This is a genomic window from Polynucleobacter nymphae, from assembly GCF_018882155.1.
In the GTDB taxonomy this organism is placed as follows: Bacteria; Pseudomonadota; Gammaproteobacteria; order Burkholderiales; family Burkholderiaceae; genus Polynucleobacter; species Polynucleobacter nymphae.
Map to the genome: position 1 here is coordinate 837,976 of NZ_JACVPA010000001.1, position 26,904 is coordinate 864,879.

At 43.7% G+C, this 26,904-nt stretch carries 17 protein-coding genes; 5 read left to right on the plus strand and 12 right to left on the minus strand.

All coding sequences use genetic code 11. The features are described 5' to 3' along the window. Positions 1–11,655 carry a YDG domain-containing protein gene (locus tag ICN29_RS04320; protein WP_216130055.1) on the minus strand — a complete coding sequence of 3,885 codons (11,655 nt, stop codon included), beginning with the start codon at positions 11,653–11,655 and terminating at the stop codon, positions 1–3. A gap of 251 nt (positions 11,656–11,906) precedes the next feature. Further along, positions 11,907–13,670: a ShlB/FhaC/HecB family hemolysin secretion/activation protein gene (locus ICN29_RS04325; protein WP_216130057.1), complete on the minus strand. Its 1,764-nt coding sequence runs from the start codon at positions 13,668–13,670 to the stop codon at positions 11,907–11,909. A gap of 222 nt (positions 13,671–13,892) precedes the next feature. Here ICN29_RS04325 and ICN29_RS04330 point away from each other — a divergent pair, with 222 nt between their 5' ends. Beyond that, complete coding sequence (locus ICN29_RS04330) at positions 13,893–14,108, plus strand: hypothetical protein (RefSeq protein WP_087909072.1); 216 nt, start codon at positions 13,893–13,895, stop codon at positions 14,106–14,108. A 13-nt stretch (positions 14,109–14,121) separates the two neighbouring features. Here ICN29_RS04330 and ICN29_RS04335 read toward each other — a convergent pair whose 3' ends face one another. Continuing rightward, positions 14,122–14,415: a 4a-hydroxytetrahydrobiopterin dehydratase gene (locus tag ICN29_RS04335; RefSeq protein ID WP_216130059.1), complete on the minus strand. Its 294-nt coding sequence runs from the start codon at positions 14,413–14,415 to the stop codon at positions 14,122–14,124. Further along, positions 14,416–15,141: a pseudouridine synthase gene (locus tag ICN29_RS04340; protein ID WP_216130061.1), complete on the minus strand. Its 726-nt coding sequence runs from the start codon at positions 15,139–15,141 to the stop codon at positions 14,416–14,418. It abuts the gene before it with no gap. Between the two features lie 103 nt (positions 15,142–15,244). On the opposite strand from ICN29_RS04340, the gene ICN29_RS04345 reads away from it, so the two are divergent. Beyond that, on the plus strand, positions 15,245–15,778 hold the full coding sequence (locus tag ICN29_RS04345) for a DUF2889 domain-containing protein (RefSeq protein WP_216130063.1): 534 nt from the start codon (positions 15,245–15,247) through the stop codon (positions 15,776–15,778). A gap of 4 nt (positions 15,779–15,782) precedes the next feature. Here the strand turns inward: ICN29_RS04345 and ICN29_RS04350 are convergent, their stop codons facing one another. The 6 genes from ICN29_RS04350 to ICN29_RS04375 form a co-directional block, all read right to left on the minus strand. After that, complete coding sequence (locus ICN29_RS04350; protein WP_216130065.1) at positions 15,783–16,553, minus strand: SDR family NAD(P)-dependent oxidoreductase; 771 nt, start codon at positions 16,551–16,553, stop codon at positions 15,783–15,785. A gap of 89 nt (positions 16,554–16,642) precedes the next feature. After that, complete coding sequence (locus ICN29_RS04355) at positions 16,643–17,560, minus strand: HpcH/HpaI aldolase/citrate lyase family protein (RefSeq protein ID WP_216130067.1); 918 nt, start codon at positions 17,558–17,560, stop codon at positions 16,643–16,645. 24 nt (positions 17,561–17,584) lie between these two features. Further along, positions 17,585–18,802, minus strand: coding sequence for a CaiB/BaiF CoA transferase family protein (locus ICN29_RS04360; protein ID WP_216130069.1), 1,218 nt, complete (start codon positions 18,800–18,802; stop codon positions 17,585–17,587). A 23-nt stretch (positions 18,803–18,825) separates the two neighbouring features. After that, complete coding sequence (locus ICN29_RS04365; protein ID WP_216130072.1) at positions 18,826–19,674, minus strand: TauD/TfdA dioxygenase family protein; 849 nt, start codon at positions 19,672–19,674, stop codon at positions 18,826–18,828. Positions 19,675–19,683: 9 nt separating this feature from the next. Continuing rightward, positions 19,684–21,099, minus strand: coding sequence for an MmgE/PrpD family protein (locus tag ICN29_RS04370; RefSeq protein ID WP_216130074.1), 1,416 nt, complete (start codon positions 21,097–21,099; stop codon positions 19,684–19,686). Continuing rightward, on the minus strand, positions 21,099–21,848 hold the full coding sequence (locus tag ICN29_RS04375) for a GntR family transcriptional regulator (protein WP_255538058.1): 750 nt from the start codon (positions 21,846–21,848) through the stop codon (positions 21,099–21,101). The genes ICN29_RS04370 and ICN29_RS04375 overlap by 1 nt, the downstream gene beginning before the upstream one ends. A gap of 127 nt (positions 21,849–21,975) precedes the next feature. On the opposite strand from ICN29_RS04375, the gene ICN29_RS04380 reads away from it, so the two are divergent. Continuing rightward, positions 21,976–22,965, plus strand: coding sequence for a Bug family tripartite tricarboxylate transporter substrate binding protein (locus ICN29_RS04380; RefSeq protein ID WP_216130078.1), 990 nt, complete (start codon positions 21,976–21,978; stop codon positions 22,963–22,965). Positions 22,966–23,008: 43 nt separating this feature from the next. After that, entirely contained in the window at positions 23,009–23,971 is a 963-nt protein-coding gene (locus ICN29_RS04385) for a Bug family tripartite tricarboxylate transporter substrate binding protein (protein ID WP_216130080.1), read from the plus strand. Positions 23,972–23,991: 20 nt separating this feature from the next. Here the strand turns inward: ICN29_RS04385 and gcvA are convergent, their stop codons facing one another. Continuing rightward, positions 23,992–24,924 (minus strand): transcriptional regulator GcvA, encoded by a 933-nt coding sequence (gcvA, locus tag ICN29_RS04390; RefSeq protein WP_216130082.1) that lies wholly within the window; start codon positions 24,922–24,924, stop codon positions 23,992–23,994. Positions 24,925–24,985: 61 nt separating this feature from the next. Here gcvA and ICN29_RS04395 point away from each other — a divergent pair, with 61 nt between their 5' ends. Beyond that, the gene (locus ICN29_RS04395; RefSeq protein WP_216130084.1) at positions 24,986–25,417 is read left to right on the plus strand and encodes an HAD domain-containing protein; all 432 of its coding nucleotides are present in this window, start codon (positions 24,986–24,988) and stop codon (positions 25,415–25,417) included. Here the strand turns inward: ICN29_RS04395 and ICN29_RS04400 are convergent. Then, entirely contained in the window at positions 25,406–26,743 is a 1,338-nt protein-coding gene (locus tag ICN29_RS04400; RefSeq protein ID WP_216130086.1) for an alpha,alpha-trehalose-phosphate synthase (UDP-forming), read from the minus strand. The two genes, ICN29_RS04395 and ICN29_RS04400, sit on opposite strands and share 12 nt — an antisense overlap. Between the last annotated feature and the right edge of the window lie 161 nt (positions 26,744–26,904).

Consider the following 26,904-nt stretch of genomic DNA (forward strand, 5'->3'; position numbering starts at 1 on the left):
TTAGGAGGCCTTGCCGTTGTTTTTCTTCTTACGCTCTTCTTCATCTTTCTCTTTGTCTGCAGGGCGATCATCCGTTTCAATATCGCCTACATCCACGCTAGCCTCAACAGAATACTTACGCTCTAGCTTAGTCTGCTGAGATACTGAAGACATAATAAAACTATTTCTAGAGCTGCTTACGGTAGCGGTAGTACCTGCAGTATTAGCTGGAGGGTTATAAGGTGTAAACGCCTTAGCGCCTGTGATGGCATTGATACTCCGGCCATTCAGGTTGGCAGTATTTACTGTGATACTCGCACCAGCTGCGTTAAGGCCAGTAATTACTGGCACCGCAACATTCAAAGTAGGTGTGATCACAGTTACATCACTTAAGCCAATAGTGCCAGATCCAAGGCTAATGTTCTTAAAGGTTTCAAGGACGCTCTTAGCAGCAGTCTTAATTAATCCAGTCAGCGTATTTGTGGTTCCAACACTTTGTGTCAAAGCACTCAGACTATACAGCGCTGAAGTATTTTGAGTTTTACCTGACCCATTCAATTGGACTGTTGGAGAAGCTACTCCAGGAGTCTGAATTGCAGCTACCTGCATCGTATGAGTGGCATTAGCGGATGCATCACTCACATAGCTACCAAAGTTCACCATCGGATCACGAGAAATTAAGGTCCTAGCAAACACTGGGTTATTTTGGAAGAGTACGGGAGCAGAATTAAAGACGCTAGTTGAATAGGCGCTATAGGTGTTGTACAAGAAACCTACCTGACCAGTGTCACCAATAAATACTTGACCAACAGCCGCGCTCTTCACATAATCCCCATTCGTTTTTGCAGCTACTAAGTTATAAGCCAGAGTAGAGGTATTTTTACTATAGCAATCGCCACCACCACCACAATAGTTTTCGCTCAATTGCGCAGGCGTGATTGGGGTATAGCAACCACCGATGCCGCAATAGTTTTGCTGATCTGCTGTCAAAACGTCAGCGTTGATAAAAGTTGCTTGTGAATCTACTTCTAGTACGTTCAGTGGCAATACAGAACCTACGCTCTTATTGAAGGTGACTGTGCCATTTGGAGTTTGTACCAATAAAGAATTAGACTTCGACTGATTGCCATCTAAGAGGCCGTTAAACACAATATTGCCTAAATTCGAGATCAAGCTCGTGACACCGACCTTAGAAATTGCTACATCACCATAGGTTTGATTGCCGTTAGTAGTAATGTCAGAGATGATTTTGAGTGAGCCAGAGGTGGTTAATTGTGACAACACTACACCAGGTGATACACCGAATGAGCCACCAAGGCCTTGAATAGCGCTAGAACCAAGGGCATTAGCTACCCCAGCAATCAAGGTCGCACCATTGTTCACAATAGTATTACCTGAATAACTATTTACGCCTGCTAACGTAATTGCGCCAGTTCCAGCAACCGTTACAGTACCGGTGCCAGCGATATTCATATCAATCGTATCTGGGCTGCCTAAGTTAAAAGTCACATTACCAGCATTGGCAATATTGGTGCGAACAGGGCCCACTACTCCAGAGTCATACACTACGGAAGTAGCAATCGGCACAATCACATTAGCCACGTTTGCTAAATCAGGGATTGCACCTAGAGCTGTGCCATTGCTTACTCTCCAACTATTTGGATCAGACCAAGAGCCACCAGTAGTTGAGCCAACATAAGTTACAGAATTGAGTAGTGTAATCACGCCATTGGCGGGGCCATGATCAGTTTGGTTTCCACCATCCGCAACATAAATACCGCCACCAGACATAACATAGTTTGGTGCGTCAACTCCATCAAACGTGACGCCTATAGTATAGGCTTTGTTAGTACCGACATTACGATCAACATATGAACCTTTTGCAGTAGTACTCACTAAGTCACGAGCAATAAAGACTATATTACCCGCAGCAAAACCAGTGCTCATTGAAGTATTGCCATCGTAGACTTTACTAATCCCAGAAACATTGAAGTTGGCAAAGCTTAAAGTTTTTGGAGTCACTGAAACTCCACTAACTGCTATAGCTGAATTAAATAAACCAGTAAAGTTTCCATTAGGCACTGTTTGTGGAGTAGAAATCAGGTTGTAAGCTCCCACAGCTAAAGCACCTGAAGTACTGTAAACCGGATTAGCAATCGCAAGATTGACATTCATACTCGATGTGCCATCAGTCACAGTAGCAATACCAGTGCTTGCTAGATTTGCAAAATTGACAGTAGAGCTCAGCTGCACTGCTGAGTTAGGGCCTGGATTAATAACTGAGGTAGGAACGTAAGCTGCTGTAGATACTATATTGGTTGGGGCACTGCCATACTCAAGCATGCCTGAATTGATTCTTACGAGCAACTGGCCAGCCCCAATGATAGTGTAATTACCGGGCGCATAGGTAATTCCATAGTTAGCAGAATTTATACCGGTCACTTGTAATACCCCAGTATAGGTACCAACACTTTCAACGCCTGCATTACTTCTGGTGATGGTTGCATTAGTCAAATCTAAAGCAGTAGAAGTTTCACCATTTTTGAAGCCAGAGTAAAGAAGGCCGTTATAACCTAGGGCATCTAACTGACCAATCAGTTTTGCATCATTTACCGGGGTAATAGTGAGAAGCGCCTTACTAATAATCAAGTTGCCTGGCTGGTATAGGATGGTGTAATTTGAAAGGCCTGTGCCACGAGCATTACTAATTTGTAAGCCGCCAGTGTATGCGCCTGCAGCTGATGCACCAGAAACGTTCTGACTATTGTTATAGGTAATCGTAGCTCCAGAGATAGAGTCACCGTTTACTAAGCCGATAGAGCTTAAAGCATCGGAGCCCTGACTCAAGACTGTTGGCGTACCATAAATAATGGGTGATCCCGGACCACCTTGAGTATTTGCGCTTACTGTTAGCGTGATTGGTGTCACCGTTAATGAGCCATTTGTAGTAACTAAGGAATAGTTTGCATTGCTCACAGAGTTTGCTGTAATCGCATAACTGCCGACGTTAGATGCTGATCCAGCAGATCTGTTATAAGGCGAAGCCGTAGTTGCCAAGGTGACATTGGCCTGATCACCATTCACCAATCCATTGACAGTTGATGTGAAGTTTGGCAATGCAGCAGCACCATAAGACATGCTTGCATTAGCCACAGTTACATACAGTGGTCTTGGAGTCACCGTCAGCGTAGAATAGTTATTACTTTCATACTGAATACTATAGTTACCTAAACCGGTTCCAGCTGCTCCACTGGCCGTAATGCTATAAATATTTGAACCAGTTGTGATGCCTGAAGTCGCCAAGGCTCCAGTGCTAGACAAAGTCACAGTGCTCACTGGATTGCTACCTACCCAGCCTGCAACACTAAAGCCTTGATAAGAATTTGTGGCAACGCCATTAAGGTAGTTCACGGTCTGAGTGGCAGTATTAGTACCATCGTCACTATTACTGGTGCTAGCAAGCACTTCGCCATAAACCTTAGTTTGAGCACTTGGGGTAATAGTCAATGGTCTAGCAGAAATGGTAATTGGTGCAGTTGTTGCATTCAAGACTGGTAATACGTAGTTACTCACAACGCCACCATTAGAACCGTTAGCAAGCGTGATTGCTGCAATATAGTTATTTGCTGTAGTGACATTTGCACTAAAGGCAGTAACGCCTGAGTAATTCAAGGTTTCATTACCAATCAAACCGCCTATTGTGACTGGACTACTAATAGTGGTTGTACCGTCGTATACCTTGCTAGCAGAACCAAAAGTTAGAGTAAGCAATTTAGCTGCAATAGCCACATTGTTATAGGTATATGCGCTATTTAAAGTTGGCGCTAAATAGTTGCTTGCCAATCCGCCATTAGTACCATCCGCGATAGTGATAGCGCTAATGTAACTTGCACCAACAACATTGGCGCTATTGGCAGTAGCACCTGAGTAATTAAGAGTCTCATTGCCAACCAAACCATTGATAGTGACCGCTCCAGTTAAAGATGTTGTGCCATCGTAAGGTCTGGTTGCAGAAAGGTTAAGTGACTTAGCTGTAATGGATGCAGGCGCATAGGCAGCACTCAAAGTAGGTAAAGCATAGTTACTAGCTATACCACCAAGCGTGCCGTCAGCAAGATTAATAGCACTGATGTAGCTAGCACCAACCACATTCGCACTATTGGCTGTTGCAGTGTAATTTAAGGTTTGATTTCCAACCAAGCCGGTAATGGTTACCGCACCAGCCAAGCTAGTTGTACCGTCATACACTTTTGTTGCAGACAGGGTTACGGCCTTAGGCGTAATTGTCAACGGCGCTGTAACAGCTGTTAGCGGCAAGTATGTATAGTTGCTTGCCAATCCGCCATTTGTGCCATCGCCGATGGTAATGGCATTGATGTAACTAGCACCTACTACATTCGGACTATTCGCAGTAGCTGCAGCATAAGTCAGGGTTTGATTACCTACCAGGTTACCTAAGGTTACCGCACCAGTTAAATTGGTACTGCCGTCATACACCTTAGCCGCACTGAGCGTCAGGACACGAGCATTAACTGTAGCCATATTATTCGTAGGCCCAGGAGTGCCAAAGTAACCTGGATTAATAATATAGTTGCTTGCCAAGGCAGTGCCACCTGTGATTGTGAATGCAGTCACATAATTGGAGCCATTAGCACTCACGTTAGCGTTGGCTAAAGTTACCTGACCTAAGCCAGTAATAGTCTCGTTATTAACCATTCCAGCTACACCGAAGTTCGAATTAGCAAAGACGTTGCTACCGCTGTAAGTAGCTGATATTGAAATACCTAAAGGTGCTGGCGTAATGTTAGCCCATAAGCCACCAGGAACATAGTTGAGTAAGTTGTAGTTGCCAGCTGCACCACCAGTGAGGTAACCCGTAGGTGTAACCATGATGCGGGTACCCACATTTGCGTTAGCAAAGTCGCCTGTGGTTAATACCATCTGCGCATCATCGCCTAGGATAATGCCCTGTGCAGTTCCAGAAACTACTGCTGCAGTGGTGCCGTCATAAACTTTGTTGCTAGCTGTACCACCAGTAATACTGACATTCATCTTAATCAGATTTGCAGTATTTAATAGATTGTTATTCGGGGCTGTATCGGTACGTACTGCATTTAATGTGTAGTTACTCATACTGGCTGTACCTGAGCCGATAGTGATTGCTGTCACATAGTTGCGAGCGTTATCGGCTACATTCTTATAAGCGAATGTAGCACTACTAATGGACTCAATCGTATCGCCAATACCTAAGCCATAAACATTGGGGACGGTAGCAAAGTTATAGGTTGAGTTATAGGAACCCGTTAAAGTGACGCCTAATGGCGCCTTGGTAATAGAAACATTATTCCAGGTGTACTGACTATTCAAGGTCGGTGCAGCATAGTTGCTTGCCTTACCGCCATTGAGACCATCAGATAAAGTCAAAGAAGAAATATAACGAGCATCATTTACATTACGGCTATTTGCAGCAGCTGTGTAATTGAGCGTTTCATTACCAATTAAAGAATTGTTGAAGTTGATGAAGCCATCTAGATTGGTAGTACCATCAAATACTTTTGTTGCCGAAAGATTGAGGTATTTAGGATTAATTTTTGCGGTAAATCCAGTAGGCTGAATTAAATTGTAGTTAATCGCCTTATCTCCAGTCAAAGCAGCGACTGGAGTAACAGCGATATCGTTAGGGGATGCATTCTGATTTGCAAAACTGCCAGCCATACTAATACCAAGAGCATCTCCAACAACTTTTCCAACGATAGTTGCACTATCTAAATTAAAGGTTGCGGTGATATTGCCATCGTAATATTTATTATTAGCAATAGCCCCTGATATTGTCACATTTTTTGGTGTAACCGTCGCAGCACTCTGCAATGAAGGATCAGGCCCGTTATAGCGACCATAAATATTGAGCTGATAGTTATTCATACTGGCGCTACCAGAGCCAATTGTTATGCCAGTAACGTAATTATTGGCATTACCAACATCAGCACCTGAAACAGTCGCTGATGTGATGGAATTAATCGAGTCGCTAAATTTCAACCCACCAGTAATGGTAAAGCTGGTTGGGGCAATGGTAGTGGTGCCGTTGTATTCACCAGTTACTTCAACTCCAAGTGGGGCTTTATCAATTTTATAAGTCCGCTGAGTACCGGTCACACTGACTGTTTTACCGTCGTTTGAAACCAAGCTAGAAGAAATAATCGGGGTAGCATTTTGAGCTAGATTTGAACTAATGACTCCATCAATGGAGCTACTAAAGCGTAGATTTGCTAAGGCAACTGTGGTTGAATAGCCAAACCCAGTACCTCCAATAGAAACACTAGCGTTCGTTGCTAACCAAGCATTCGCCTCAGTAGAGGTGTAGGCTTGTCCATAAACAGCGGAATAATTAGTACCTAGTGAGACGTTATAGACCGCAGTATCATTCGCTCGATAATTAATGAAATTACCGCCCGTATAGGCGCTTGCATTCGTAAATACTCCGCCGGCCATTCCATACTGAACATTTCTGCCAACGCTTGCTAATGCTCTGGTTAAGCCTGCTGCATTCTCTATCGAGCTAGCTAAACCAGAGTTAGCGTTAGGACTTGAGGTCGATAAACCAACCACTCCAGCAGAGTTACTAATAGTACCCAACGCAGTAATAGATGATCCACCAGAATTTCCTGCATTCAAATCTTTTCCAGCAGTGACTCTTATTCCACCAGGTGCACTATTAACCAAATTTCCAAGCGCTACATTTCCAGCTGACTTTACCTCAATCATCGATGTGCTTGGGGTGCAGCAACTACTATTGTTATTGGTAATTGTCGAGGTGCCTAAAGAAATATCTCCCGCTAAAGATGTAATAAATACTCCTAAACCACCTGTAGATGTGATGGAATTATTTCCAGACATCGAAATTGCAGCACCACTACTAGCATTTGAGGCTGTTAAGTAAATAGCCGCTGCGGAAATTGAGCTATTAACCGCTAAGATATTGCTCGGAAGATTAATTAAAAGGTAGCTTCCTGAATTAATAGCAAAAGTTAATCCTGTTAAAGTTGGCCCATTGAATGCTCTAGAGCCGTTAACAAGGTCATTCACTGTTCCGATGGTAACGTTTGAAGCGGAGCGCAACTGTAGGATTGCCATACTCGTACCAGCAATAGTAGCTATCTGATTGGCGCTATTTCCTAAGTAGATATTTGCATAATTTACAAAGCCCAGGCCGTAACCGTTGGCATTAACAATTCCATTTAAATAGATGCTTCCTTCACCGTTACCACTACCGGCTCCACCAATGAAAGTCACATTACTTAAATTAACTGCGCCATTAAAATTTGCAGTAGTTGAGCTCGAATTAATCAATGCGCCTTTTGCATCCTTACCAAGGCCTTGAATATTTAAGGTGTATCCGTATAAAGTTCGGCCATTGAGATCAATAGTAGGAGCATCTACAGTTGTACCTGTTACTGGAATCTCAACTATGTTGGTGCCATTACCAAAAGGCTGATCTGAATCTACTCTTAAGGTACCGCCGTAAACAGTGAATGCACCAACATATTGATTCCACCCGCTTAATGAAAGTACATTACCGGAGCCGTAAGAATCCAGACTTAAGGAAATAGTTCCGTTGATAGCGCCAGCAATGGTGCTATTTTTGCTATTACCTCCAAGCGAAATATTGAGAGATGCCAAAGCACTACCAGCTGAGCCCTTGCCTTGAACTGCCTGGAGATTTAGGGTCCCAATATTATTTAAACCCAAGCCATTGGAGCTGCCGCCCAATAGTTGCAAAATAACAGCACCACTTCCTCCAGCACCACCAGTGCCAGTGTATGGGCCAGTATTACCGCCACCGCCGCCCATTCCAGTATCAGGTCTACCAGGATTTCCATTTCTATCACAGGCAACGCATTGACCTGGCGGAATATTATTCTGTCCATCCTGTCGAGTTGAAGCAATGCCTCCAAAACCATAATATTGCGGGGCCTGTGGGTAGCTTGTTGCACCGCCGCCGCCGCCGCCACCACCGCCGCCGCCGTAATATAGGGTGCTACCTGTTATTTCGGATCTTACGCCATCAGCACCGTTTTTATCGATAGCAGAAAGTGCACCGGCTCTAGCCGATCCACCCATTCCGTAATATTGGTAGTTCACAACACCAGCGGCACCACCACCCGAACCACCATAAGCAACTGACAGTGGCACAGAACCACCCACCATGGAGGAAACGCCACCAGATCCACCAGTGGTGCTTGCAGTATTGCCACCCTGACCGCCTAAACCGACACTAATTGAGTGCGAAGTTGCAGCCAAAGTAACATCGGCGGTAAATACGCCGCCGCCGCCGCCGCCAGTTCCGTAGACGTTGTTTCCACCCGAAGCAGAACCACCACCACCACCGCCACCCACAATCAAGACAGAACTTAAGGAAGAAAAAGTTGGGGTGTATGTGTAGTTCGATGCATTTGAAGAGGTTCCTAGATAAGTTAAGACACCACCGGGAATAATTCCATTTACTGCATTAGGGTCGGTGGGGCTTGAACCAGTAGAACTTTGGCCAACTAAGGACCCTTGCAAAACAACAAGTCCATTACTCAAAAGACTCCATTGGCCTTGAGCATATATACCTAAAGCTAGGCCCCCACTAGTCACTCCCGTTACCGCAAGGTTATATCCATTGGTATTAAGGGTAGGAGAGCCTAGGATTACCAAATTGCCATTAAAAGTTAGGTTTCCACGAGTATTGATGCTGGCGCCCATCACAATGGATGGGGCGGTAAAAGTTAGCGGCGCATTTGCAATTAAGGTATTGGTTGGTGAATTAACAAAAATTGATTGGCTGGCCACATATGACTGACCTCCTAAAGTAGAAATGCTGGCATATATATAGATCAGATTTCCGGTTAGGCTCAGAGCGCCACCGCCGGTAGCAGCATTAATAGCGGATGTCACATAAATATTGCCCTGGCTAATACCATTCAAATCAGCGCCATTAAGAGTTACGCCATTGAAAGTTTTAGTGGGGTCAGAGGTGGAGAGAGATACGGATATGCCCTGATTTAGGGCGGATTGAATACTTCCTGCTGCAGCTGTGTCAATAGTGTAGTCATACGGATCTAAGAGCCACATACCACCCCGACCGGCATTAATTGAAGCTAATTGAGTAACGGTTCCGCCAGAGGTTTCGATGAGACCGCCGCCAGTGGAATCGGCTCCATCAGTCTGGCTAGCATTGAGAATGGTTGCGGCATCAAGAGTGGTCGACTGGGAGAAAGGTATCGATTTACCTGCCGAGTCGTAACCCACCATGATGGAGCCACCCTTAGTAAATCCGGTGGCTTCTAGAGTAGAGCTATGAATAGTGGTGTCATTGGCTGCGGATACCCCTAAGCTGCCACCCCGCCCTGTTCCACCATTTGTCTGGATTAGAGAGTTACTTAATAGTAGGTTTCCGGCTGATGTGATCAAACGAATAGATCCGCCATCGGTAGTACCATTCGCCGAAATCGTAGCTGTATTGATATTAAAGTCGTTCGCTGCAGTCAAAGCGATGATTCCGCCTGGGCCATTATTTCCATTTGCCTGGATCAAACTACCACTTCCTTGGGTAATTTGAGCGTTGCTTTGGCTTGGTGCAAGGAGGTTAATTTGGGCTGCTGAGGCAGAAATGGATCCCCCAAAAGTACCGTTTGCCAGGATTTGTGCAGTCGCAGAAATCGTGATTGAGTCTGTCCCCGTGAGGGTAATTTGATTGGTTGCGGTGCTGGTATAGCTCGATTGATTAGCTGCAGTGGTGGAATAAACCTGGTCTAAATTGATACTTGCTTGGTTAGCTGCTGCTAAATAATGAGGCAAATCTTCCTGACGAATCAGGGTGCCGTTGTAAGAAATAGTGTTACTTGAGCTATTCGAATTGGTGGAATTTGCCTGATTTGTGCCTACCTGCAGACCGCCACTGACATAAATTGCACTCGCTAAAAGCTGGATTGCACTACCCAAATTGCTGCTATTTCCGGCATTAATATTGCCGTAGCTATAGACAGCTTGAGCCTGAACCGTGACCTGATTGGCATTAATCGTGCTACCTACATTCAGGTAAGCGATCGAACTATTAATAATGACATTGAGATTTTGACCTGAAATATCCGCATTGAGGTTAAAGATTCCGGATGAAGTGAGAGTCAAAGTAGTCAGACTTCCAGACTCTTTGAGGATATTTGCACCGCTAGCAATAGTCAGGCTACCGCTTCCGTTCTGGGTGCAGGCACCCAGAGATGGGCAAACATTACCGTTTACGGCGATGCTCACATTGTTATTTGTGAGAGCTGCAGAGATGACGCTAGCAGCAGAACTATCAATAGTGAGGTCAATTGGATCCAAGAACCACAATCCAGACTTGCCTTTTGGAGCAGCGGTAGTGACAGAAAGGTTCTTGCCAAGGACTACACTGCCAGCCGAGCTAGTCTCAACCATGCCGCCGTTACCGTTCAAATAGCCACCAACTGCTGATAGAACACCATTCACTACAGTTTTGACTTGTGACCAAATCACGATCGAACCACCATTACCTTGGGTAATAGCTGAAGTATTGACGCTAGCGGCCTCTTCCACAGTAACTGTCTTAGCCTGTTGGTTTGCAGCTTGAGGATTGCTTGCCAAAATTTGGGTTGCTGTTTGTGCGCTAGCGGTATTTGCTGGGGTTGCTACAGCCACGTTAGTCGCCAATGTTCTGCCCACACCCACTTCAATTGTTCCACCACCCGCTTTACCGGTAGCCGTTGTTTTGGAATTTGCTGCCAGGGTGATGTTTTCACCAACGATGTTAATTTGACCACCAGTGCTGTTAGCCCCATTACCGTTGGCAGAAACCGTACCAGCCTGGTTCACAGTAGAGGCCACGATATCGATGACGCCACCGTTATCCACAATCGCATTGGCTGCAATTCGACCGGTATTCTGAATCAGGGAGCTCATGAGCTCACGAGCAGTTCCCGCAGCGAGGACCACTAAACCGCCGTTGGTCTCGATTACCCGCTTATTTTCGATCAGGCCTTTGTAGGTAGCCACATCAACCGAAACTCGAATTAACTGAGTACCACGAAAATCCAAGGTGATTTTTTCACCACTGGCCAGTGCAATCGTACTGCCGGCACCTTTTCTGGCGAGCAAATAACCTTCATTGCGCACTTCAGGCGCCAATAAAGCGATGTAGCCATTCGGATCAGTTGCAACAATTTTGCCTTCGTTAACAATTTTGCCTTGGCCATTTCCAGCAAAAGTGCTTCTGCCTTCCATGAAATCTTTGTTATTAATATCTAGGGTACTTGCAACAACACCTGCGGCATGCACTTCAGCACCTTTACCAAAGTTCACGCCATTTGGATTGACCAACATGACTTGGCCGTTTGCCCGAATGGCACCCTCAACAATTGAAGGACTAGCGGAGGTCACTCGGTTGAGTGTTACCGCACCACTATTTGGCTGATTAAAATTCACTGTGGCATTTTGGCCGACGTTAAAAGTATTCCAATTAATGACCGCACGTTGTGAGGTTTGATTAATGTTCATCGTGGCGCTAGTGGCCGTTTGACTCGAAGTAATAGTTGCCGAACCAGCAACCACTTTTCCACCAGTAGGCAAAGTATTTACAGCAATTTTATTTTGAGCAAAAGCACTTTGCGAGGCGAGCACAAAAAAACAGGTGAAAGCACATGCTTTACCTATTGGATTCAGTTTAAAAACAAACTGATGACCTAAACGAAAAATAGAAAGGCGCGACCTTCCTGTGGTTTTCGAGCGCAGACAAACTCCCAATTCCGGAATATTCAATCTTATATAAAAATTAGAACAATTTCAGGGGGGAATGCGTCTTTTTAGAGATTTTTGCCAAATTTATTGGCAAAAACAAAGAAACTCACCAAATTAAGGTGATTGTATTAGCTCTAGAGCCTATAGCTTGCGGTGACCCAAGCTCTTGGGGAGGTATTTGTTGATTCGACGTTGACTGCGTTTCCGGTGTTGCTATACAAAGGATTGCTACCCACTTTCCAGGCAACCATACCACCTAGAGTCCACTTTTCATATTCCCATTTCACACTAAAACCTGCACCCATTAATGAATAAGTATTCGATGCATTAGTCAGACCCTTAAGGGCCAAGTAAGTGTTGTAATCTTTATATTGCTGCACTAAACCGCCATCAAAAAAGAGGCTGGTTTGCAATGTTTCAGAAAAGTTATGTCGTAATTCCACAGTACCTATACCACCCTGCGCGCCCGGACTTTGTGCAACTGGATAAGCGCGCACGCCGCTCGGTCCGCCCAAATAAAATTGCTCTGCAGAGTTCAAATTACCTGAGGCAAATTGACCTTGAACAGAAACATAGAAAGTAGTCTCGCCATCATTAAGTACTTGCTGATTACGTGCCAGACTAAAGTTCAGCTTACTAAACGCATTTGGGGTATATAGATTGCCATTGATGGTGCTATAGGTTGCTGGACTACTAGACTGAATATCCAGCTGTCCAAAAGTGACCATGACAGAACCGTTTGAGATGCCGCCGCCCAAAAAGTTATCAGCATGATTACCGACTAAGCTAGCAGATAAATCCCGAATCTTGTACTGACTAGCCACAGAGTCATTTGAAATATTGTTATTCAAATACGTCTTATAGTCATAGCCAAGCGAGGCATTGATATTGGTTTTGGGTCCCCGCCAAACAGGGTAGGCTAAATTCACACCCTGAGTTGCGGCTTGGCCATAGTTACCGTTGTAAGTGTAATTACTCACATTGCGGTAATTCAGATAAGTACTATTAAATCCAACCCGCAGACCATTAGGCATTACCGGCAAAGAGTAATTAACCTGCCCGTACTGAGAGCCCTGGGCAAAAATACCAGCCACACTCAAAATGTCGCCAATTCCTAAAGGTTGCAGCAAGTCAGCTGAAACCACTCCCTGGCCTTGACCCGTAGTTCGGCTACCGTAGTTATTCACATCTAACTTGGCGTTCCACATCTCGGTGGGCTGGGTGAGATTAATGCGGGCATTGATCTCACCATCTTGATCCCCTTTTTCGAGATCACTATTGGCAACGACTCCAGGCACCTCATTCAAAATCATGAGCGCTCGTTCTAAATTATCGTTATCGAGCAATTCGCCGATAGGGTTGTAGTAGGTAATGTACTGGGCAGCCTTATCTTTACTAAAGACAATCGGCCCCTCAGGCGTATCGACACTGAGCTTACCCAGCTTGGCTTCGGTTATCAATATTTTGACTATGCCATCCACTACCCGTTGAGGTGGAATGATGGCTTGAACAATGATGCCCTGAGCACGGTAGAGATCAACCACTTCATCGCAAGCCTTTTGTAAATCTTTAAAACTCACCCTTTGATCTACCCAATCTACTAAAGCATCTTGTACTTTTTCCTGAGGCACCGCCTTCACGCCCTCAATGACAAACCCCTTGACCACAAAAGTAGGCCCAGATTCCTTAGAGCCCGAAGGAGAATGTTGGTCTGGCATTGATAGCTCTGGTAGTGGCGCAGCACTTGGTGATGGCAACTGTTGACGTAATTCTTGTTGCAGCGCGCCCGCATCTGGACCTTGAGCAAACACCCAAGATGATTGCCCAAGCATTGCCAAAACCGAAACGGCTGCGATTGCTTGGTAGATTACTTGATGCGTAGTGCGTTGAAAATTCATGAAAGGGCTCTAAAAGCGTTGGTAAATATTTATATTTTTTAACACGAAGATTCTATCAAAAATCGCTATTTTTTATTGAGTGGGCTATCTGCCTGGAGCGCATTAGCCCGCTCAAGCACTATATAGATAGCTCAAGCCATGTTCTTGGGTCGTTTGATTTGAGCTTTACCCTATCGAATTGACCCCTAATTTGCTATCCTGAAGATTCAATTAAGGATAAATATGACTGACAACGACCAAAACCAAAATGACGAAGATTTTGACTATGGCTGCGAATGCGCAATGACTTTGCTCAACGAGCCTACGGAAGATTGTCTGAATGACTTAATTGACGAGCTTGATGAGGATGGCATGATCTCGACCGAAGTCGTTTATGGCTTACTCGCAACGATTTTGATGAGCATTAATGAAGAAGATCACGAAGGCGATGAGCATTAATTTGCAATGCTTGTTAGACCTGGAGTGCAAATAAATCCATCGCCTGAGCCATCTGAATATCTAAAGCAGTTAGGCCTTTGCTTGAGTGGGTACTTAAGTGCACGGTGACCTTATTCCAGGAGTTTGACCAATCTGGGTGGTGATCAATTTCTTCAGCGCGCTGTGCGCAGAGCGTCATAAACTCAAAAGCTTGTCTGAAATCTGCAAAGATAAATTCACGAGAAATCATTTTTCGAGATGCATCTAGCGTCCACAAAGGGATGCTGTTCTGAAAATCGAAATCTTCTGGTAAGAGGGCCTGTTTCATTTATGGGCTGACACTTTGTGAGAGTTGCTGCAAATCTTCTGGATATAACCAACGCCATTGTCCTTCTGCCAGATCTGTAGGCATGACATAGGCACCAATTTCTATACGGTGCAGTTTAGCAACATGATTGCCTACCGCAACCATCATGCGTTTGACTTGGTGATAACGCCCTTCCACTATCGTCATTGTTAAGCTATTTTCTGAAAGCTGTTTACACGCTGTGGCAAAACATGGTTTTGGATCATCATCCAACACAACACCATTTAAGAGATGATCTATTTGAGCCTGCGTTATCGGATCTGGTGTTGTGATCTGATAGACCTTACCAATATTCTTTTTAGGCGTCGTCATTTTATGAATAAACTGACCATCATCCGAAATCAATAGCAGCCCAGTAGTGTCAAAGTCTAAGCGCCCTACGCATTGCAAGCCGCGCTCGACAAAGGGAGTTGGTAGCAAACTATAGACGCTGGAGTGATGAGTTGTTTTATGAGAGCACTCGTAATTGGGTGGCTTGTTAAATGCGATGTAAGCCTTTTCGTGATATTCCCAATTCTGCCCTTCGACATTCAAAACCAATCCTTCAGTTGCAATGCGCTCTTCCGGATCTTGCGCCAACACACCATTGACTTTTACTAACTCCGCAAATACCAGATCAGTACAGTAGCGACGCGTACCAAAGCCTTGGCTAAAAAGAATTTTTTCGAGAGAAATGGGTTTTGCCATAAGCCGTTCAGAATACTATAGAGAGGCCATATTTTGGGTATCAGGCCCCCTTGGAGTGCAATTCATTATGATTGAGTATTCTCATTGATTATCTATAGCCGCCATGCTTCCTGATCCAAAACCCCGTAGCCCACTCCACACCCGTGAAGTTACTTATCATGGCTATGCGAGAGAAGATGGTCTTTGGGATATTGAAGGTCATCTCAAAGACATCAAGTTACACCCATTTGTTACAGGTGCGAAGACTTGGGCTCCGGGTGAAGCGATTCACGATATGTGGGTGCGAGTAACCTTAGATGATCATCTTACGATCAAAGATATCGCAGTAGCGATGGATAGCCACCCACATCCTGAATGTCCTTTGGTCATCCCGCCAATGGATACATTAATTGGTGCGCGGATTGGTAAAGGTTGGCGTAAAACCATTGAGACGCACTTAGGTGGAATTAAAGGTTGTACTCACTTGCGTGAGTTACTCAACAACATTGCCACTGCAGCGTATCAATCGATTCCTGGCGCACTCTTTGATCCTGATGAAAACAAGCCCCCTTTATATTTGGGGACCTGTAAGTCTTGGGATTTTGACGGCCCCGTAGTAATGCGCGTGTATCCCCAGTTTTATCAGTGGAAAAAATAAGTACTTAGAGCTCTCCGCGATAAATCGAAGTACCAGTAAATGATTGTGCTATTGGCATAATCTCCACGGCATTGATATTCATATGCGCAGGCAAAGTTGCAGACCAAAAAATAGCTTCGGCTATATCGTCGGCGCTGAGTGCTTCTACGCCTTCATACACTTTCTCTGCCTTTGCATCGTCACCCTTAAAACGTACATTAGAGTATTCAGTGCCTGAACTTAAACCTGGCTCTACACATGTCACGCGTAAACGGGTACCAGTCAAGTCAGCGCGTAAATTCAGGCTAAATTGCTTCACGAATGCTTTACTTGCGCCGTATACATTACTGCCAGGATAGGGATAAAGACCTGCGACAGAGCCCACATTTATGACGTGACCACATTTACGCTCAACCATGCCAGGTAAAAAAGCTCGGGTCATATGAATCAGCCCTTTAATATTGGTATCAATCATACGATCCCAATCCGTAATATTGGTTTGATGTGCTGGCTCTAGACCTAATGCGAGTCCAGCGTTATTCACAAGAATCGTCAGTTTGGCAAACTCTGCAGGCAAAGTGGTGGCTAAGGAATCCACCTTGGTGCTATCGCAGATGTCTAATGCCAATGTAAGCAGTTTTTGTTGTTGGTCTGTAGGTAAAGATGCTTTGAGTGCATTTAAGCGTTCTATCCTTCTACCCACCGCTATGACCTTATGGCCGTGCGCCAAAAAACGTCTTGCAGTTGCCTCGCCAAATCCAGCAGTAGCGCCAGTTACTAAAACGGTATGTTCCATGCTTCCTCTTTTAATCAGTAAAGACCCAGAATGATTGCTTCAAGAGTGATTTTGCACTAAGAGGCGCTGATGCCAAATAAAGCTGGCTACTATCTACTATTAGCAGAAATGGCCTGATGAATGGCTAAGGTTTTTTGAGCTCTATACAAGATGGGGTAATCCACAAACATCCCATCAACCTGAATGGCTGCCAAGCCCTTCTTTTCAGCTTCAAAAAAGCTGTCTACAATTTTCTGAGCACGCAAAACTTCATCTGCAGTGGGGGTGAATACTTGATTTGTAATACCCACCTGATCAGGGTGAATACATAATCTTCCCTGAAAGCCAAGATTCAAACTTCTGACAACTGATTTTTCTAGGCCCTCATGATCTTTGAGGTGAATCCAAACAGTATCAATAGGCGCCTCTAAATTAGCCGCTCTGGCCGTCACAATGCATGCATTTCTAACGACATCTAATTCTCTCTCGTTTGAAGTCCAGAGCATTCCGACATCATTGCAAAAATCACCAGCGCCAAAAGTAAAACGCTTGACCCGCTGATATTCATTACTTGATCTATAGCGATGGTCTATAAATATCTTATTGAGATTGGTAAAACCTTTCGCTGTTTCAATAATTGGTAGTAGATCTATGCTGCCAATCTTTAAACCCCGTTCTCTTTCAAGAGTGGCCAATAACCAATCTATCGTTTCGATATCCTCTGGACCCTGTACTTTAGGCAGCACCACTCCATATAAACCTGTACCTACTACTGCCTGAAGATCTCCCAGCGTCCACTGAGTATCGAGTGCATTTACTCTCACGTAAATTTTGGATCGACTGCCACTCTTGATTGCGGCAATCGCATCCTGTCTTGCGCTCACTTTCTCGCTATTCGCAACCGCATCCTCCAAATCCAGAATGACGGCATCCGCATCGAGACCAAGCGCTTTGGTCACTCTTCTTTCATGATTTGCTGGAGTGAAAAGAAGGGTTCGAAGCAAATTATTTTTAGTGTCTGTATTCATTTTTGACCATATATGAAGATCTAACTATATAACACCATCTTGACGCAGGCTCTCTATTTCTTCAGGCTTTAAGGCCAAAATGCTTGCAAGTAAAGAATCGACATCTGCCCCCAGTTTTGGGCCTAAAGAATGAATCTTCCCAGGGGTTCCCGAGAGCCGCGGAACGACATTGGGTACCGCAATGACTTGATCTTCTGAAATTCTAGGCTCTTTGATAAAGGCGATATTCTCGCGTGCAGCAAACTGCTCATTGGTGAAGATTTCCTCAATTGAATTAATGGGGCCGCATGGCACCTCGCCCTCTGAACACAGTTTTAATAGTTCTTGGCGAGTATATTGTGTGGTCCAGTCTGTTACAAATTGATCGATAGCAAGACGATCTTTTTCGCGATCAACAATTTTTCCCCACTTACCATTTCCCGCGAGTTCTGGGCATTCCATCAGCACAGCCAACCTCATAAAAATCTTATCGCTAGTACAAGCAATCGCAATCCATTTTTTATCTTTAGTCTGATAATGACTATGTGGAACGACATTCACCGTTCCTGCCCCCATCCGCTCTCGAACATAGCCATTGAAATGATAAGCAGGCGCTAACTCATCCAAAATCCGAAATACTGATTCATACAAACCAACATCAACTACTTGACCTTCTTGAGTTTTGTCTCGAGCTTGGAGTGCCACCAAAGCGCCTAAAGCACCATACATTCCCGATAAATAATCTGCCAAGGTTGCTGAGCCAGGTGACACTGGGGGTCGATCAGGGTATCCCGATAAATAAGAAATGCCGCCAAAGCCATTGGCTACCCTACCAAAACCTGGCAGCGGGCTTAGCGGTCCAGTTTGTCCATAGGCTGAGATCCTGACCATAATCAACTTGGGATTATGTTTCTTTAACTCATCCCAACTCAGACCCCACGACTCAAATGTACCTGGTTGAAAATTCTCAACCAGCACATCACTCTTCTCAACCAATTTTTTTAATAGATCAGCGCCTTCTTTTTTACGTAAATCAATCGTGATAGATTTTTTATTACGACCTTCAGAAAGCCAAATCAAAGAATCGCCACAAGGTGTAGGCGTTCCAAACTTGCGGGTAGGGTCGCCAACCTTAGGAAGCTCAACTTTAATTACTTCAGCACCAAATTCAGCAAAAAAGGTAGCGCAATATGGGCCAGCAATAAAAGTTGCGCAGTCTAATACCCGCAATCCCGAAAGTGCTCCGGGCTGTAAATTATTCATGTCGTTATTCTTTGCTCGCCTATTTAAACTGGTACCGCGTATTTTGGATCCGGAAGTATGGTTGTTCTCTTCATGAGACGCTCTTGCTTGGGATCAAATGGCTCCCGTCTATGCATAGTACAGGCGTTATCCCACAAAACACCGTCACCCAACTGCCAAACATGTGAATAGACAAACTCCGGTTTAACAGACCATGCAAAAAGTTCTTGTAATAAATCATCACTGGTTGACTTATCCAAGCCAACAATTTGCGTAGTCATTCCAGGGCAAATATAGAGCGCCTTTTTACCAGAATACGGATGGACTCTGACGATGGGATGTTCGATATCAGGAGTTTTCTTTTTCTGCTCAGCGCTGGTAGGCACGCTATAAAGCGCATTAAAAGCCTCGTAAGATTGAAGCGCTTTTTTTCCATCAATTGCATTTTTAATAGACTGCGGTAAAGCCTCATAGACAGCCGACATATCAGAAAAAGAGGTCTCTCCACCAGAGCTTGGCAGTATTACCGAGAATAGAAATGATCCTACCGCTGGCCGTGGCAAATAGATTTGATCGTAATGCCAACCGACTTCAGAGTCAGCCAAAATTCCTACTGGCTTTCCTTCTTTGGTCATATTTGAGATATAGAGAATTTCCGGAGACTTCTGCGATAAAAACTCTTTCCGGATATGAATTTCAAGATCTCCAAGCTGCTTTGAAAATGAAACGATTTCAGCCTCATCCATGACTTGATCTCTAAACAGCAGAATCTCATATTGATGCCAGAGTGCCTTCACCTCATTAATCGTTTGAGAATCGAGGGGTTTAGATAAGTCTAATCCACTAATCTCAGCCCCAAAAGTCTTTTGCAATGGTCGTATCTTTAAGCCCATCTTCTTCTCCTAGTGAACTCTCAACTGATGCAGGATATTGGTGAGAGATTGTTGATGCTCTAACTTTAAAAAGTCTTTAGTAAAATTATTTGCAGCTTCGAGGCTAATGACGCCCTCTACATTTGAATCAAACTTTCTCAGAACCTCTTCCTGAGAAAGCGGGTTAGCACTTGAACCTCGATTCATTTGCTCGCGATGAATGAGAACTTCGCCTGATTTCAGTTGAATCTCTACTTCGCCCGAATAAAACTCTGGAAATGCTGACTTAGGATCCAGTTCATATTCAATTTTTTGACATAGCGCCAGAATTTGCGGATCAAAAATCGTATTGTCTTCTAGTTCTTTGAGTGTGAATTGACCTTTGATCAAGCTGGTAGCAATCACAAAGTGAATAGAAAACTGAGCCTCGTAGGAATTTTTTGGCATTCTTTTACTAGCCTGAGGCTCACAAACGACTTGCACTTGTTTTTCGCTAATGCGCGCTTTGATGCTCTTGATATTGTCGATCTCAAATCTATTCTCATTGCGGAGAATAATGGCAGCATCGGCAAACGCATGGTTGTAATGGCACGCAGGATAGGGTTTCAATGAAATGTTTTGCATCTCCCAAATCTGCCCAAGTCCATTCGTACATTTTTCTAGACTGGCGAGATTGCTAGAGTCAGTATGGGTATTAAACAAACCATAGCGGCCTTCAAAAGCATTTCGCGGGCCAATAAAACCATTTTTAGCCATGGCGCAAGCTGTCACAGCTGATGATGCAGCCCACCCAGGGTGCATTCGCTTAGTCCAAGCTCCGCCCTCTAAAAATTCCATCACTCCAGAAGCCATCGATAAAGCGATACCTAGTGCATTAGTTAACTCATCTATCGTCAACTTCATTACGCGTCCAACTAATACTGTTGCTCCGAAAATGCCCACTAGGCCAGTTGGATGAAATCCTTTTGCATGAAATCCACCGTTTGCAGCAGATGCAATCCTGCTGGCCACCTCAATTGCACCGAGATAAGCAACCAGCGCTTCTTGCCCGCTGATCTGATAGCGCTGTCCAACACTCAAAAGCGCTGCCATAGCGCTTGATGAGGCATGTATCACTCCAACTGCATGCGTGTCATCAAAATCTAAGCCATGAATGTAGGTTCCATTAACAAGAATGGCATCGCGCATGGATAACTTATGTGGAACTCCGAGAACTGGGTATTGCTGATCATTACTCTCTTGCAAGGACAATAATGCGCGCAAGGTTTTTTTAGCAAAATCATGGCTACTAGAGGTAAGACCTATGCCAATGGCATCCAGCATATGCAGTTTTGCTTGCGCACTAACCGCTGTCGGAATTTGCTCAAACTGAAGAGCGAGCGCAAACTCAGACAATCTCTCAGAAATTGTCGCTAACTGTTTTTCCTGTGATTCTTTAAACATCATCAGGATCTATTTAAACCGAGAGATTGATCATAGTTCAGGCTCACTTGATAGGTATATTGGTCTGCCCTATAAATACTATTAGTCACTAGCAAGAGCTTATTTTGCGAGCCGTAATAATGCCGAATAATATTTAGCCCCGCTGAGCCAGCCTTCACCCCTAAGTGTTTCGACTGATCTTTAGATATCAAGCAGCCTGAAATTCGCTGATCGACTTTGGTAATCTTAAATCCAGTAATTTTTTCCAGTAAAGCATAAATGGGTACTTTCAGACTAGCCAAGTAGGTTTCAACCCTGCTGTAAACCACTGGCACATAAATTTCACTCGCTACCAAAGGCAGCGCAGGCTTAATTTTCTGACGCAGAACTTTGATTTTCTTCCACGTCGCGCCCATTGGTAAAGCTAAGTCATTAAACTGTTTTTCGGAAATACGCACTTCTTTTGACTCCAAAACGATGAGCTTAGAATTTTTAATGTAAGTAAAAAGATCATCAATAGATCCATGGCTTTGTACAAAGCTACGCTCTTCATGCACCGAAACAACAACCGATCCAGTTTTTGGCTTACGGGCGATTAAGCCCATGGCAACGAGTTCTCTCAGAGATTCCCGCACTGCATAACGAGATGCATTGAATTTTTGCTGTAACTCATGTTCTGTGGGCAAGACAGACCCCAAGGGGTAATGTTTGGTACGTATCTGATCGACTAAACAACTCGTGATTGGCTCATTAACTTTCACAACATTCCTCATTAATACTATTGTTCGAACAATATAAGCTTAGCAATTCAAAATACCCACTAGGGATAACCCCAGCTTTGAATGTATTTCAAAAAAATCTCTCTAGAATGAGAAAAAAATAATTTAAGGAGACAAACTGATGTGGCTTGCTAATAAATCACATGCAATGAGATTTGCAATTGGGATCACTCTGCCTTTATTTGGGCTACTATCCTTTTCAGCTGCTGCTGATAACTACCCTAATCGACCCATTAAGCTAGTGATTCCCTATGCAGTGGGCGGTGGCTCAGATGCCGTTGCAAGAATCATGTCACCAAACCTCAAAAATATTTTGAATCAAACTATTGTTTTGGAAAATAAAGGTGGGGTAGGAAGCACCCTGGGAACAGAAATCGTTGCTAGGAGTGAACCAGACGGATACACGCTACTATTAAATACCGATGTGATTGCCATCATGCCTTTATTGTTCAAAAAATTAAACTTTGATCCTCAAAAAGATTTTGTTCCGATCTCTTTTATCACTTCAGCGCCAATTGTTTTAGCCGCTAATCCAGATTTTCCAGCCAATTCAATCAAAGAATTAATTGCTCTAGCAAAGAAGAGCCCTGGTCAAATATCCCTTGCAACCCCTGGCGCTGGAAGCCCTCAAGACTTAGCTTCCATTCTCTTTGCTAATAAAGCACAAGTTAAATTCAACTCTATTCCATATAAAGGTAATGGGCCAGCCTTAGTGGACATTCTGGCTGGCCATGTCAATATTGGCATGTTTACACTTTCCACCGTAAAAGAGTACGCCAAGACCGGGAAATTAAAAATCTTGGCAGTAATTAGCGCCAAAAGAACGCCGCTTGCTCCTGAGATTATTTCTTTAACAGAAGCGGGACTTCCGGATGTAGAAGTGAGTTCAAAATATTTGATCTTGGCTCCGGCTAAAACACCCAAAGACATTATTTCAAAACTTGAAAAAGATTTCGCAAAGCTAGCTGAAAATAAAAACTATCAGTCCGAACTTCTCAATCTGGGTTTTGAGGCCATCTCTTCAAGCTCTAGCGAGACAACTGAAATCCTCAATAAGGAAAGCGTCAAATGGACGCCCATACTTAAAAATCTAGATATTTCAATTCAATAATTTATTACTATCCCTCACTAAGTCGACCCTAATGGAGCATTTCATGAAAATCAAACCAAAAATTCATTGCCTGATCGCAAGTGGATTGATCCTTTTCTCATCGCTTGCCTTCTCTCAGTATCCAAATAGAACAATTAAATTTGTAGTCCCTTTTCCTGCTGGACAGGCAACAGATATCTTTTCAAGAATTGTTGCTGACGAGCTCTCTCAAACACTCCCACAAAAAGTGATCGTGGATAACAAAGGTGGTGCAAATGGCATACCAGGAACTCTTTATGGGAAAGAGGCTGCGCCAGATGGTTATACCCTCACCATGGCTTCAAGTAGTACGATTGCTGTAAATCCTGCACTCTATCCAGGCTTACCGTATAGCCCAAAAGATTTTGAACCAGTAAATGGAGTTTTTATTGTTCCTCTTTTGCTAGTAGCAAATCAAAACTCGCCCTTCACCACACTAAAACAAATTGTTGACTACGCCCAAAGCAATCCCGGAAAACTCGAGTGGGCATACTCTGCACCCAACCAACAGCTCGCAGAAGAATTATTAAAAACACGTGCAAAAATTGACATTCTTTCTGTTCCGTACAAAGGTAGTGGCCAAGCCGTTACCGATTTAATTGGGGGTCAAATTAATTTAGCCGTAGAGACCTTACCTACAATCGCTCCACATATTGCCTCTGGCAAGGTTCGCCCAATTGCTGTGATGACAGCAAAGAGAATTCCTCAACTACCAAATGTGCCTACAGTTGCTGAACTCGGTTATCCAGGCTTTGAGGGCCCAGGTTGGGGTGGCATTCTTGCCCCTAAAGGCACCCCAAAAGAAATTATTGAAAAACTCAGTAAAGATATCCGCGTAATCTTAGCTAACCCAGAAGTTCAAAAGAAAGTGAATGACCGTGGGGCGATTGTTGACAGTCGGGATTTTAAACAATGGGGTGAATTTGTAAATGCAGAAGTGGCTAAATGGGCTGAAATAGTCAAAATAGCCGGCATACAAGGGCAATAAATTCAGGCCAAGTTAGCTACTTAACTTGGGGTTGGTGGAGGAGTATCGGAGCAATTCCGTATCTCCTCCAGTAGCCATGTACGAAAATCTTTCGCTTGTTGACTTTCATTTTTACCCAGAGGCGTTAATAGGTAATAGGTGAAACTTTCGCGATTTAAGAATTGAGGGAAAGGACAAACTAACTTTCCATTTCTCAATTCAGATTCCACTAAGAAATATTGCGCCATTGCAATCCCATGGCCTTCAATTGCAGCCGAGTAGCACAAGGCTGAACTTTCATAACTTAAGCATGAAAAATCTTCGAGCTTGACATTCATTCCAATGGAGTTAAACCAAAGATTCCAATCGTCAGGACGACTGATAGTATCCAATAACTTATATCGACTAAAGTCCTGCGGGCTCACAATTGAACTACCTGCTAGCAGGGATGGGCTACAAACTGGAAGAATAATATTAGAGACCAATCTTGTGACATTTGCATCACTCCAAGCGCCACCACCTAATCGAATTGCACAATCCAGATCTTCTTGATCAAAATTAACTGGGTCCATCGAAGTGGTTAACACCACCTCCATTTTCGGATGTAAGGCTAAAAAACTAGAAAGTCGGGGAATAAGCCAACGTATGGAGAATGTTGTATAGCATCGCACCTTTAATTGATTCTGATTACGCCCAGAAAATAAACGCTTGGTTGATGACTGAATTTCAGAAAGGGATTTGCTGATATCTTCGTAGTACTCGCGCCCTTTCTCAGTCAGAATTAAATCTCGATGTTTACGAGAAAATAGCTGAGTTCCTAGAAATGCCTCCAAGGCAGCCAGTTGTCTGCTTACTGCGCCAGGAGTGACATTGAGCTCATTAGCTGCCCTTGAAATACTCAAGTGACGAGCAACTACCTCAAAAACTCTCAAGTTATTTAAAGGGGGTAGTTGTTCTCGCTTATTGGGCTGCATACTATCTTAAGTTTATGATAAAAATTGTCTCAATTGAATATAAATTACTCTTATAAACAAAATGGCAAGTATAAAAATATTATTTCTAGATTTTGACGGCGTTCTTCACCCCCTCAATAGCAAGAGGGAAAACCTATTTTGTAATGTTCACCATCTAGAGAAATCATTAGAAGGTGCTTCCTGCAAAATTGTCATCACGTCTAATTGGCGACTGACTCACAGCATTGATGCGATGCGAGAACTATTACCTCAAAAAATTGGCAAACTGATTATTGGTGCTACGGATATTGCTACTGGAGTGAATCATCAGAGATTTGTGGAGATTCAGAATTACTTAAATGCGCATATCGGCCCGAGCCTAGTAGACTGGCGCGCCATTGATGATACGCCTCAAGATTTTCCAAGCGAATGTGAGAATTTGATTTATTGTGACCCCCATTCAGGCATGGGTAGCGCAGAACAAATTCAGATTACGCAATGGTTAAAAAGCTAATGGCGCCTCTTCACGAAGATCTAGCAGTTGCTGATCCATCCAAAGATGAACGTCATAACTCCTAACGTGCTGTCTTAAAGAAATCATCCGGTTTTTTCTCTCAGCATCGCTCATCGATATAGTTTGATTGAAGGCATCAATGGCATCATTCTCGTTTAATGGATCGTAGATTACTGCATCGCATAACTCTTTTGCTGCTCCTGCATGCTTAGATAGTATTAACACTCCATCATCATCATCCCGAGAGGCAATAAATTCCTTACAAATCAGATTTTGACCATCCGCTAAGCTAGATACCCAAAGACAATTTACCGAACGATACAAGTAAGTCAGTTTCTCTTTAGTCAGAGTATGACGCTCCGAAATAATTGGCTGCCAATCATTCGAGCCATATTGATGATTGATTCTAGCTATCAACTCCGTTATTTGTGATTCATACTCTCTAGACTTCAGTACTAATGGTCTTGTTTGCACATAAACTTGTATGAATTGAATATTTTTTATTAAAGCTGGATTTAAATTCAATATTTTTTCAATTGCATGAAGGCGCTCAATAATTCCTTTTGAGCAGTCCACCCTATCTACACTTAAGTAAACGTAATTACTTGCTTGTAATTGATACTGTTTAGCAATGGCAGCCCGACTTTCAGCCATAGATCCTGGCTGTGAATTCTTTAATGCCGGCCACTCTATTGAGGCTGGATAAACCCCGAGATTCGTTGCCCCCTCGATATCAAGACCCTCTGGCATAGCACTTATAAAATGATCTCTATCTTGGTTCGTCTGAAAGCCAGCATTATCAGCGCCTAATATTCCATTGATCAACTCTGTGCGCCATGGACAAGCTGTTAGTCTGCCATATGCTGGCCATGGAATATGCCAATAAAATAAAATCTTTGCATGAGGTAGTGCAGACCTCAGTAGCTTTGGCAATAGTGCTAATTGATAATCATTGATAAAAATAATTGGCTCGGCGATATCCTCAGCGCAACGAATGACTTCGCTGGCGAATAACTGATTTACTGCAACATAGGAATTGAAATCACCCTCTCGAAATAAGGGCTCTACATTCTGATCATGGCAAAGCGTCCATAAGCCCCCATTACAAAAGTCATCGTAATAAGATTTGTATGCCTGTGGAGAGATGCTGACTTTTCTTAGCACCACCCCTTCATCTTCATGAGTGGGTTGATTTGTGATGCCATTGCTTGCTGAAATCCATGTTGCCTTAAACCGCTTAGCCAAAGGCTTTATCAAAGAGACGACGCCCCCGACTAATCTGTCTGGGCCACTATTCGATACAAAAATGACTGTTTTCTGATTCACTATCCTGTGTATTGTGTCGGTTTTGTGTTGGCGGCATCCATATTTCAAACAATGTACGCTCCAACTCATAATGATTGAGTATTTCTCAACAATCGATGATTTTTACTCGCTTGACTAATTTATCAATCTACTCAAGAATAAGGGTTATTTTTATAAAAATC